9 protein-coding genes are annotated in these 11,403 nt (G+C 47.0%); all 9 read right to left on the bottom strand.

Annotated features, from left to right (window positions below):
* Positions 1-1,609, bottom strand: a 1,609-nt coding sequence (locus B7L71_RS17290) for a tetratricopeptide repeat protein (RefSeq protein WP_170919451.1), incomplete at its 3' end; no start/stop codon positions are given.
* Positions 1,610-1,677: 68 nt separating this feature from the next.
* A complete protein-coding gene (locus B7L71_RS17025) occupies positions 1,678-2,112 on the bottom strand; it encodes a hypothetical protein (RefSeq protein WP_139790060.1) in 435 nt (144 codons plus the stop codon).
* Positions 2,113-2,179: 67 nt separating this feature from the next.
* Positions 2,180-3,055: a polysaccharide pyruvyl transferase family protein gene (locus B7L71_RS06545; RefSeq protein ID WP_170919450.1), complete on the bottom strand. Its 876-nt coding sequence runs from the start codon at positions 3,053-3,055 to the stop codon at positions 2,180-2,182.
* A gap of 4 nt (positions 3,056-3,059) precedes the next feature.
* Positions 3,060-4,061 (bottom strand): glycosyltransferase family 2 protein, encoded by a 1,002-nt coding sequence (locus tag B7L71_RS06540; RefSeq protein ID WP_081136799.1) that lies wholly within the window; start codon positions 4,059-4,061, stop codon positions 3,060-3,062.
* A gap of 1 nt (position 4,062) precedes the next feature.
* Positions 4,063-6,864 (bottom strand): CDP-glycerol glycerophosphotransferase family protein, encoded by a 2,802-nt coding sequence (locus B7L71_RS06535; RefSeq protein ID WP_081136797.1) that lies wholly within the window; start codon positions 6,862-6,864, stop codon positions 4,063-4,065.
* Positions 6,865-6,876: 12 nt separating this feature from the next.
* Positions 6,877-8,193, bottom strand: a complete 1,317-nt coding sequence (locus B7L71_RS06530) for a LicD family protein (RefSeq protein ID WP_081136795.1) — start codon at positions 8,191-8,193, stop codon at positions 6,877-6,879.
* A gap of 22 nt (positions 8,194-8,215) precedes the next feature.
* Positions 8,216-9,493, bottom strand: a complete 1,278-nt coding sequence (locus tag B7L71_RS06525; RefSeq protein WP_081136793.1) for a LicD family protein — start codon at positions 9,491-9,493, stop codon at positions 8,216-8,218.
* An 8-nt stretch (positions 9,494-9,501) separates the two neighbouring features.
* Positions 9,502-9,963, bottom strand: a complete 462-nt coding sequence (locus tag B7L71_RS06520; RefSeq protein ID WP_081136791.1) for an adenylyltransferase/cytidyltransferase family protein — start codon at positions 9,961-9,963, stop codon at positions 9,502-9,504.
* Between the two features lie 49 nt (positions 9,964-10,012).
* A complete protein-coding gene (locus tag B7L71_RS17615; protein WP_249273188.1) occupies positions 10,013-11,125 on the bottom strand; it encodes an ABC transporter ATP-binding protein in 1,113 nt (370 codons plus the stop codon).
* Between the last annotated feature and the right edge of the window lie 278 nt (positions 11,126-11,403).

Here is an 11,403-nt window from a genome sequence, read left to right as displayed (position 1 = left end):
GTAACCAATCAGGACGATGAGCTGTTAACTCATGATCTCCTAGCTGTTCAATTGTAAAGTTATGAGAATTAAATCGTTCCAAATAATTGCTTAACAAAGTTTTCTGGCTTGTCGATGACGTAACTTTCGTATCAGAAGGATATTCACTGGCTAGTTGACCATTAGCTGTTATTGTTCCATTTTCATATATGGATAGATACGACTCAGCCGCTTCTTTGTATTTTCCTATTTTTTGATACGCTGATCCACTTGTATAATACCAAAAGGGTGTATGCGCACCTCGTTGAAGTGCAGCAGATTGATAGGCTAATGCAGCATCTGAATATTTACCCTGATACTCATATGCCAGGCCCAACCTAAAGTGCCAATAAGGTTGACCTGGATCAATGCTCAGAGCGCCAATATAGTAGCGCTCAGCAGCCGGCCAATCACCAGACCGATCACACGCCATGGCTGTGCGATACAGCAGTTCTGCATTTATAGGATCTGAATTTAAATGATGTTCAAATGCTTTTCGTGCCTCTTCCCAATGGCCACACTGTTCATGGAAGACACCTATACCTAACACTTTTGAATTATGTTGATTGTCTAACTTAATAGCTGTCTCATAAGCATCATTTGCTCGATGCAGATTTACATCTCCCCTTTGCAAGGTAGAGCCTAACCGAAAATACCATTCTGCTAAACTGTTTTTAAGATTAACGGCTTTTTGATAGGCATCACTCGCACTATTGAAGTTAGACATCACTTCATACGCTTCACCCAGCCGATACCAAGATGTTGGTTGATGACTATCTATAGTGAGCGATTTCTCTAAAGCCTTTATTTCATTATCCCATTTACCTTGCTTTCTGTAAGCCTGGCTTAATAGATTATAATTTTCAGGATTTTGGGCATCATATGAAATTAACTCACTTAAGACTTCTTCAGCTGCACGCCAACTCTTAGCTTGGGCCGCCGATCTATATTCTGCACGCAACATATAACGCCACTTGGCATTAAAATGCTCTTCTAGCTCATTGGCATCATTCGCTTCATTTTGAATTGAGTCTTGGAGAGCCTGTTTAGCCTCACCCCAGCGTTGTTCATCCATGGCGCACTGAAGCTTTTTGTAAAGTTTCGCTTGAACGCTAAGATAATTCTCATCACTTACTTTTCTTATATTTTTAGATATCGAAACACCACTATCGTAATTTTTTGCATCGTATATGTAATCATGTATAAAACTAAAAACTTGGTCATCAATACACAAATCTTCCGACTCTAATAGCCTGAGAAAGGCCTCGAAACTATCTGGATGATAACCTATAGACTCTCGATATATATAAGCTTCTGCAGAATGCGGCGCTTTACTTAATACTTTATCACCAAGAAGCCAACGCGGAAATATAACAGGTTTCCCAAGCGCCCACGCTTCATAAACGACTGAGCTAAAATCAGATATTACAACATCCGCATCCAGCAATTGCTCAGTAACAGCATATTTCTCTTTGCGATTACGCGGATGTAAAACAGTTGCAACGCTTATTTTTTTATTATTTGAAACCAGGGGATCCTTCAAACAATTTTCAAGCTCAGGATAACTGGATAAGGCTTCGTTATTATGCAACCATCTATCATGCGTCGGCGCCCAAAGTATCTTACGCACTCGTGTGTTGGATGATACACGCTTTTTTGCTAATTTTTTAAATATGCTACCCGTGGCGAGCCGATCAAGTGGATTTGATATGGCTTTAAATTACAAAGTCGACTTTTTAGAAGTCGCTCTCGAGCCCAACTTCCTGGCACAAAAACATGCTTAAACTGGTTAATGTAAGCATCGCCCTGCTCGTTACGCTGCAAAAGATAGTTCTTATCCGCTAAATTATGACCAATATAAATATCTGCAGGCTGGCGGATAAAAAAGCTAACACTGAGTGCATTTTTAATTGACGACCCTGACTGCGTTACGCTAAAACCGTCCGCATGAAGCTGCTCGGCTATATAGTTCGCAATTTGCCCTTCAACATCAGCATAATTAACAGTGCTGGATAAATTAAAATGCACAGCTAAGGCTTTTTTCATTTCTTGATTACTTTCTTGAACACCATTATTCATTAATGCGTTATCCATAACACCACTCATAAAATACAAAACCTACAAAACTTAAAGGATGGCCTTAGCTAAATGGCTATTTTAATTACTTTCTGCATATACCCAAATTATACAAATGCGCTAACAAAGCATTTTCTAAATCTGAAAAATCAAATTTATCAGTGGGCAATGCTGCACTATTGGCTATTTCAGAAACAGTGGATATTGCCAGCTCCCGTATTTCTTGCTGAGTGAAGGCTTTATGGCTCACTGCACTTCTATCTAATACGGTAAAAAAGTCTTCAAATTTAAACGTATCACCACGCAGTTGATTATCCGTTATTTGCAACCATACCCATGGTACACCGTAGGCATGTGCAACAATAATGCCATGCAGTGATGTAGAGAGGCACACCTCTGCTGTTGCGATGTCGTTAATCACCTCAAGAGGTTCGTCAGCTACATCAAGAACTTGCAAGCCATCTTCACCATTCAAATGCTTAAACAAGCTTGCATGGCTATAATGTGGAACAATCGCTATTTTTCCATGAGTCGATGATTTAGAGACGTCTGGCGAAAAGTATCTAGGTAGCAATAGCGCTGGGTCACCCAGTACTTTCGGCACATCCCACCCTAGTTTTTTGCGCAGCTGAGAATAGGTTTTATAGCCCCGCACGGCCAATATTTTGCGAGGAGGAAAGGCTTGTAACTGTTTGGCTTTGGCAGCGCTGAGTGGGCGTATTAATCCGCTGCCCCATATATCTAACCCAGGCCGATCCAACATCCCGATGATAGACCCCACCACTAACAACCCTTCTGTCTCTTCTTTTCGTTGAAAAATATTCGCCGTTTTTTTATTGGCCATTTTTTCAACTAGATAAGGGCCAATTTTGTCGCCGAAATTCTTTTTCTTATCCCAATAAAACACATTAATGGCTGGCGCTTTAAACCATTGGCTCAACATCTTCTTCAAGTTTTTCATACGCTCAACCATTTACCGAGTTACGAATAGTTTCATATTTTTTAATCGCTACCACTGCATCTTCTAACGAACCATGCGCAATCGCTTTATACATCTCAGCCACTTGCTTGTTTACATTTCTCACAATCAATGGTTCATGCTCTTTGACAAACGCCTTGAGCATCATAAAAGCTGCTTCTAACTGCTGCGCATCTTTCTCTTTTGGCAGTGCAAAAATATGTCTAACCAAGCGATGTTTAAAATTCGTGCGCACTTCATTCGCATCAGGAAACTTTCGCTTAAACTCAGGACGAGCCGCAATCTCTTGTGTCAATAGTATTTGACGGAAACGGCTTGAAAGAGAGTGCTGCGTCAGACGATCCTGAGTCAATGACTTATTATCACCTTTACGCTTCCGATAAAAGTAGGTGTTATCTGGAATGGCCGAAACCCGTTCCGCCTTAACCAAGAAATCGTAGTTGAAGACAAAATCTTCAACACTCATTTTTTCTGGAAAATAAACTTTCTGGTCTACCAGAAACTGCCTATCAAACAGTTTTCCATGAATCGCAATACGTTTTTTTGCGTCAGGATACTCGGCAATGCTTAGACCACTGACCTCTTGGAAAAGGGGGTCGAATTTTTTCGCTCCATTTTTTTCATAAAAAACGCTACGGTTACTAAACACGGCTTGCACAGGGGCTTCTTCTGCTTTTTTCACCAGCTTTTCAATGGCCTCGGGTGCTAACCAGTCGTCGCCATCTAGAAAAGTAATGTATTTACCTGTTGCAATGTTAATTGCCGTATTTCTAGCGCCACCTGCTGCTTTGTTATACTGAGATACCAGTACTCTTTTTTGCGCGAATTTTAGAAAGCGGCTCGCCTTCGCAAACGTGTCATCTTTAGAGCCGTCATCTACAAAGATAATTTCTAAATGGGGATATGTTTGGCTAGCAACAGATTCAAGCGCTTTTTCTACATATTCACTGATGTTATAACCCGTAATAGCCACGCTGACTAATGTCATCTCACACTCCGTTGCAATTATTTGTTACTACATTATCAAAGCGTTGCATGTAACTTTCTGAAAAACGCCCAAGTGAGTCATCACATGTTAGCTTACGTGCCTCATATTTCTCATCACCACGCACTATTTCTTCCAGTACAGCGGTGACGTCTAGGCCGCCGTCTAACAAGTATGCTGCTTTAGATGAGGGGAACTGTTGCTCTAACGCTGTTTGCGAGTGGCCTTGCACGTTACAAAGCACAATGGGTTTCTGGGTATACAGGTATTCATTCAATACGCTTGAAATATCGGTAATCAGCATATCCGACTGATTCATATAGCGGTGAATGCCTTGACTAGTCTCTATGTACTCCAGGTTATTATGCTGGCCACATAGCGCTATCATTTTTTCTAAATAGTAGCCGCACTGGCCTGATTTGTTGTAACCCGTGTAAGGGTGCGGTTTGAACAACACCTTTAACGCTTTGTTTTTTGCTAGCTGTTGTAACATTTCATAGCCAAACTCGCTCACCGATGCGTAATTAGCCTCTTCAACAAAACCCTCCCAGGTAGGCGCGTACAGAATCGTCTGTATGTTAGTAGTAGGTTGATTAACCTGTTGTAGCAGTAGCTCTACTTGTGGCCTACCTACATGCACTACCTGACCGTCACGAAGGGGGAGATCTGCCTCTTTTAATCGTCGCTCTGCTAAAGGGCCTGCCACCAACAGCTTGTCGTAAGCCATCAAGAACTTACTTTGGTTCACCACCTTGTCACTTTCACCATGATTGATGAAGTAGTGCTGCATGCGATGAAAGCGGAGTGTATGAATATTTTTTTGTGTGTTCGCTGGGTACAGTACGACTTTAACGTCGGCTTCTTCTAAATTTTCCACATCCCGCATACTTTGCATAAAATAAATCGGCAAACGCGTTTGAATCAGCTCTTCAGCAATTCGTTTCTCTCGAATAACAATCGCAGCTGGTTGACTAAGCTTTTCCAAAACAGGAATCCACATATTTGCCTGGTAGCCAACTTTCTCTAACCCGCTCACATATAGAACAATTTGCACACCATCTTTCTTAATGGTACTAACGCTGGGTATCGTATAATTGCTTAGCTGCCTCTGATAAGGTTGCTTGTGTTCGCCTAGCTCGCGTAACTGCCTTATCGCGATTCCCTCTAGCTCACTACTCTCATATACCAAAGCACATAGCCACGCCTGGTATGCGAGTGTGATATACGCATCCTGGTTTTCGATGCTTTTATTGCTGGCTTCCATTAGCCAACTTACCACAGGTTCGTTTTGGCTAAGCCCGCTCTCTTCAAAGTAGTTGGATAAATTCGTCGGTATAAAAACGCTAACATCACCTGCCTGGTGTGCTACTGGCGTTAGCTCAGCGTGGGTGTAGCTTGCATGTTGGTATTGGTAGGTATGCTTGCCTTCCTTAGCGCTAATGATTACCAGCGAAATTTCCACACCATTGGCATGAGCATAGTCACTTCCCTGCTTGCTGTTACGTCGCAACAGCAAGCAGGGGTGTTGATGCAAGGCAGCTTGCAATTGTTTGACGTTTTCCGATTCTATGATGCCTAGCACCAGAGTTTCGGGTGCCTTATGGCGATACTCCCCCATGGCCCACTGCAGGGTATCCTGTAACAGTATGGGCATGTTGCCGTTCGCCTGCGCTACCTGCATCACTGCAGCCAGTGCCTGATGCGCACGAGCTGTATTGGTTTGCTGAATGGCTTGGGGGGGTAACGCTGCAAAGGGCTGAATCCAACGCGGCGCGCCAGGCTCTTGGCTATTCTTCAATGCGCTGGGCAGTACAGAGGCAGGCCCACCCTTACGCTTTTGATGAAACTCGATGCTGTCGTGCAGCACTTTACGCGCCAATATTCCATTGCCACCCGCCAGTGCCGCTTGGGCGGTCGCGGTCGCTACATCTCGATGGTGGCGGGCTGTTGGGCTTTTTGCACACCACTGCTCCAATAGTAGAAGGTATCGCTGTAAATCGGCAGGGCTGCTTACCAATTCTGACAGATATTGCCATGTGGCCGCACGTCGGCTGGTAAGGGTAATATTTTCCAGTAGTTCCCAGGCTGAGCGGGAGTCACCCGACGCCGCCAACATTGTGGCCTGCCAGTAAGCAGTATCAGGGGGCGTTACCAAGCTGCCTGCCAGTTGTAAGGTATTCAAAGCCTTGTGAGCATCTCCTCGATACTGGCATTCAATGGCCGTGTAGATGTATCTCGCTACATCTTTCTCGTCTAGCATAGCTACCGCTTGTAAAGCACTACCATCACCTTTCATCAGTGCTGCTTCACAAAGCAAATAGCGTACTTTTTTGACCGTTGCACGGTGTTGCACTGCTCCCGCTAATAAATCAATTACCCAATGGCCAAGCTCATTGGCTTTTTGATACTCAGCGTTAAGTAATGCATATTGAATGACTGCAAGCAGTGACTGAGAGTCTTTAACGGTCGGCTCAGCAGCATTACTTTGTTTATTCCGCCCTATCAGGTACCGCTGCACCTGCTGAAGCTGGGCTTGCCACTGCACTTCGTTAGGGGCCAACAGCAGTGCTTTACTAATACATTCATGGGCCTGCGGGTACATGGCTTGCCTGAATAAGCACATGCCTAGCTTGAAATGGCTTGGGGCATGGCCGGGCCGCTCGCGAATGGCTTGTTCAAATTTTTGCTGGGCAGCTTGCCACTGCTTTGTGCGATAAGGCGTAAGCCCGGCGGTGTAGCTGGGCGGATGCTTCAGCGGTAGCCAGCTTTTTACGGTAGTGGCGAGAGTGCTTAATGAGGATGACATACGATTGATTCCTTACCCTTCGCTCTGTGAGCGAGTTTCTTTGGTGATCCGGGTTGCCAGTTCGTCAAACGCTCTTTGGTAGCGCGTGCTCTTTTCGACCTGCCCTTCGCGGTACGCTGCCACCGCCTGCGCGGCATAGTAAAGTGCCATGTTAATCGGGTGATTGATTTCCATGTTGGGGGTATCCAGGAACGTGGCAAAATCCGTCACGGGCGTTTGCCAATCGCCGTAATTCTCGGTCAGGTACGTCGCTGGGTCGGCAGGGATCAGGTACTGCTCACCTAAAAATGTCGTGGCTTTGAGGTCGAAAGGTGTATTCCACCATTGGCATTTAATCCCACCGTGGTACAACTTGCCTTCAATTTCGTAGTGCCTGAAAACATCGATATGTACACCGTTGGGGTGCGCTAGATAGAGCGTGTTTTCGCTATACACTTCTTGAAATTTAAAGCAGGACCCCGTCAGCGCATCGCGTAGTTGCTTCATGGAAATATCAGGCATTACGCCTACGTCGATGTCTGAGTCGTGGCCTAGAATCGTGCCTTCCCTGATGCATCCCAGCAGTGTGCCACTCACTAGGAAACATTCGAGGTCATGCTGTGCCAGTGCGTCCTTCAAGTGCCCTAGTGCCATGGCAGCACGCCCTTGCCATGCTTGAGTGGCCACGTTGCTACGTGGTGCGGCTGGCGTAGGTGTTACGCTCTTCTGCTGCTGAGGCTGTTGCAGCACTTGCTGCATAAAGGCTTGTGCTTCTGCCAATGCACGCGCCTCACGTCCAAGGTCTCTCAGTAACATCAGGTAGTGGTTACGTGCCCGAAACCACGCTTTATGGCTGGGGTTCAATGCTATCAGGTAGCTTTCGAAGGTGGCTGGTTGATTGGCACCCAGGCAAGCTAATCTCAGCGCTCGGTAGAACCGGGCTTGTTGGTCTTTGAACGGCATATTGACCAACATGGCGAGTGCTGCATCGTGCTGATGCTGCCACCGTAGCGCCTCCTGATGGAGGAAAAAAGCCTGTTTGAACTCTTCACAATAAGGGCTGATGAGCTGCATGACCTGAAAGGCGTGCTGCTCCGCTTCGGCGTACTGCTTTTCAAACAGCGCAATTTTGGCCAATAGAAGATGGCCAAGATATAGAGGCGCTGCTTGCTGTTCTATTTGTGCCTTGGCCTCCCCTAGTTGGCCTGTTTTGAATAATGCGTGCGCTGTATCTAGTTCATTGCGGGCCTGTGCAGCATTTTGAAATTGGCGATTCAACCAGGCATCTTCCATGAATTGCCTGGGCTTCGTTATGAATTTACGTAGTTTGCGATAAACGGCAGCGTCCATGTGGCTCCTTTCAGGGTTGCGTTTAACAGGCAGGCTCACCCAGCGTGACTAGCAACGATTGGTAACGCTCTATTTGCGGCACTTTCTGGCTATTGATCGCCTTGAAATACTGTTGGTACACATGTAATACCAGCTCTTGTTCACAGAGTATTTCTGCATTGGGGGTGTCGAGCGTGGAGTCGAACGTGCGCTGTGCTACTTTCCAATCACCATAATTTTCAGTGAGGTAGGTGTCGTGGTCATCAGGCACCCAGTAGTGGCTTGCCAGGAATTTTTGCTGTTTCAAGCCAAACGGCGTGTTGTGCCAACGTACCTTTACGCCACCGTGCCAGTAACTGGTGGGCTCTCGATAATGGGTAAAAATATCTATGGCAATGCCATTCAGGTGCTTTGCACGCAAGCACCCCTGATGACGTTGAGGTAATAGATGAAAACGGCCCGCTTGTGCCACCACCTTGGCCAAATGTTGAGGGTCGACGCTATCCCAAATGCCTATATCGATATCGTGGTCGTGCCCCAATAGCCCACCTTCACGCATGCAGCCCAATAGCGTGCCACTCACCAGGAATACTTGTATGCCTGCGCTGCTCAAGATTTTTTGAATATCGGCCAGCGCTTCACTCGCTTCTATTACAGAAAAATCGACACGCCGTGCCGGTGGCTGCGTCTGCAGGCTCGCAAGCGCCTTGGCTTCGACGATATTCTTGCGCCAGTAGGTCTTGGCTGCTGTGTAATCTCCGCCACGCTGTGCGCCTTTGGCGAAGTAGTCGTTCAAGCTGGGGTGGTAGGCTGGCAAACGCTGTAGCTGGTGGGCATGTTGCATACAGTGCTGCATGCGTTGCCAGTCGTCTGGGGTTTGCACCAGCTCGGCCAGGTACAGCCAGGTTTTTAGCCGCTTGCAGTGTGGGTACAGCACTTCCAGGTGCCGCCTGGCTGCCTGGTGATTCCCGGCCAAGCGTTCTGTATCTGCCGCCAGGTAACGTCCATCTGCATGCCAGGGGAGATAATGAAACAGCTTTTCCAGGCTTGCTGCAGTTTGCTCCCACTGGCCTTGGTAGTAATGGCTTTTTGCATGAAAAAAAAGCGCTTTCGTGGCAATGTCATCCAGCGTGCGATGCTCGCGCCTGATACGGCGCTGCACCAATGCTTCACAGTAACGGCGCAACTCTTCATGGCGCGCCTGATGGAACAGCCGATCTATGCGTTGGGGAGCACGGTTGAACCAGCGCTGGGTATTCACCAGCACTTTGGAGATTTTCAACGCTTTGGGTACGCGCTTTGCCCATATCGCTTTTGCCATTCCGTGGATTACTCCAGGTCTCTGCGGAGCATTTCGAGTGCTTCAAACGCCTTCATCAGATCTTCATGGGGAATCGACAAGAAGCGAGTCAATGATTTTTTCAAATCCGTCGTCGAGATATTCTTGGTGCGGTCCAGATAAACGACTTCACAAAGCTCAGAAAGAAAATCGAACTTTCCTTCCCAATCGTTGCCGATGGCAAAAATATCTACCTCATACTTTTTAACGTCTGATAGCTTCTGTTCCCATGACTCTTCTGGGATGACTTTGCTGACATACTTGATGGATTCGACGATCGCTGCACGCTGCTCGTAGGGAATCAGTGTTTTTTTACCTTTCCCCAAATTGAATTCGTCAGTAGACACGGCAACTATGACGTTGTCGGCCATTTCACTCAGGCGCTTCAACAAGTTCAAGTGACCCACATGAAACATATCAAACGTGCCATAGGTAATAATCGTTTTCGCCATATTACTACTTAACCTTCCATTAATTTATTGAATGGGTGAACAGTAGAGACTAATCATCACCCTGAAGCACTTCTAACGAAGCACTCGCTTCTGAGTACTCTTTCCTTACTACCACCAGTGCGTTACGCAGTGTCGCTAGCTCTTCTTCTGATGCGCTCTCAGCTTTTGCTTCTTCTATACTTATCTTTAATGATTTTACAGCGCGCTTTAAACGATTGACTTGCAGCTTTGCATAACTTCTCTTGCCCTCTCCTGTACCACGGATCGCTTGGGTGAGACCCTCAAGCACATCATTGATTCTCTGAACAGAAGGGTCTAATTGCTTGACATCACTATCAGACCACCCTTTTTCAGCCACCACTGACTTAGCAACTTCCAATCCACCGAGGTAGCGCTTAATTTTTTTATGCTCTTCCCGTGCGGCATTGAGCTGCTCTTTGGTGACAATGGCATCATTTAGGTCTGCCACCGTAGTTTCAACCGCTTTTATTTCCGATGTTTTATCTGAATCTTCATGATAGGCATCAATGGCATCGTTGATATCATCGTACCAAAAGGCGCTTCCCTGCTTTAAGTAAATACCTGCTTCACACAGGTCACGCAGGATTCCTTCGCCATGTGACACCATGATGAGCGAGGCTTGGCCTACCTTGTTTTTAAACAACTCTTTGGCTTTGGCTTTAAAAGCCCTGTCGCCTACAGCTGTTGCCTCGTCAGAAATATAGACGTCAAAATCAAAGGCCAGTGATAAGCCAAACGAGACGCGTGAACGCATGCCAGAGGAGTAGGTCCGAATGGGCTCATCAAAGGCTTCGCCTATTTCTGCAAACTCTTCAACGAAGGCAATCACGCGCTTTATTTCCGCCGGGTTGCTCCCCTGTGCACGCGCCACGAACTTGACGTTTTGGCGGCCTGTCATGTTGCCTTGCATGCCGCCCGATAGCCCCACTGGCCATGAAACACGGCTGTGGCGTATGACCTCTCCTCTATCGGGGGTATCCATACCAGCGATCAGGCGCAGCAGGGTCGATTTACCTGCGCCGTTGGGGCCAATCAAGCCAACGCTTACCCCTTTGGGTATGGTGAGGTTGATGTCTTTCAGCACCCAGTCGCTACCGTGGTGGTTGTGGTAGCGCTTGTAGAGGTTTTTGATTTCGATCATTTGGTCGTGGTTGCCGATGGTGTTTCGATGCGGTTTGGTGGCGTTTCAGCATTGCGTGGCGTGAAGGGCCGCCGCCGCAGGTGATTGCATGCTTTCAGGGTTGACGATGTTCCGTAGCGCGGTGTAAGCGGGGTGCACCCGCGAAGCAGCCCGTGAGGGGTGCTGGTGAGGCCTGCTCGATCACTGTGGCTTGATCGGGGCGGCTAGGGCCGCCCTTCGCGGGTGCCTCTTTCGCTCGTTGCTCTCGCTCTTTCGTTACGCCGCGCTACGGGGTGGTG

The organism is Halomonas sp. BC2, assembly GCF_002078115.1.
GTDB lineage: Bacteria > Pseudomonadota > Gammaproteobacteria > Pseudomonadales > Halomonadaceae > Vreelandella > Vreelandella stevensii.
Note: the sequence above shows the minus strand (reverse complement) of the source record. Positions and strands in the feature narration are given on the sequence as shown.

Excerpts from the sequence above, each read along its gene's own strand:
- B7L71_RS06530 (WP_081136795.1), bottom strand. The coding sequence starts at position 8,193 with ATGGACGCTGCCGTTTATCGCAAACTACGTAAATTCATAACGAAGCCC.
- B7L71_RS06525 (WP_081136793.1), bottom strand. The coding sequence starts at position 9,493 with ATGGCAAAAGCGATATGGGCAAAGCGCGTACCCAAAGCGTTGAAAATC.
- B7L71_RS06545 (WP_170919450.1), bottom strand. The coding sequence starts at position 3,055 with ATGAAAAACTTGAAGAAGATGTTGAGCCAATGGTTTAAAGCGCCAGCC.
- B7L71_RS17025 (WP_139790060.1), bottom strand. The coding sequence starts at position 2,112 with ATGGATAACGCATTAATGAATAATGGTGTTCAAGAAAGTAATCAAGAA.
- B7L71_RS17615 (WP_249273188.1), bottom strand. The coding sequence starts at position 11,125 with ATGATCGAAATCAAAAACCTCTACAAGCGCTACCACAACCACCACGGT.
- B7L71_RS06535 (WP_081136797.1), bottom strand. The coding sequence starts at position 6,864 with ATGTCATCCTCATTAAGCACTCTCGCCACTACCGTAAAAAGCTGGCTA.
- B7L71_RS06520 (WP_081136791.1), bottom strand. The coding sequence starts at position 9,963 with ATGGCGAAAACGATTATTACCTATGGCACGTTTGATATGTTTCATGTG.
- B7L71_RS06540 (WP_081136799.1), bottom strand. The coding sequence starts at position 4,061 with ATGACATTAGTCAGCGTGGCTATTACGGGTTATAACATCAGTGAATAT.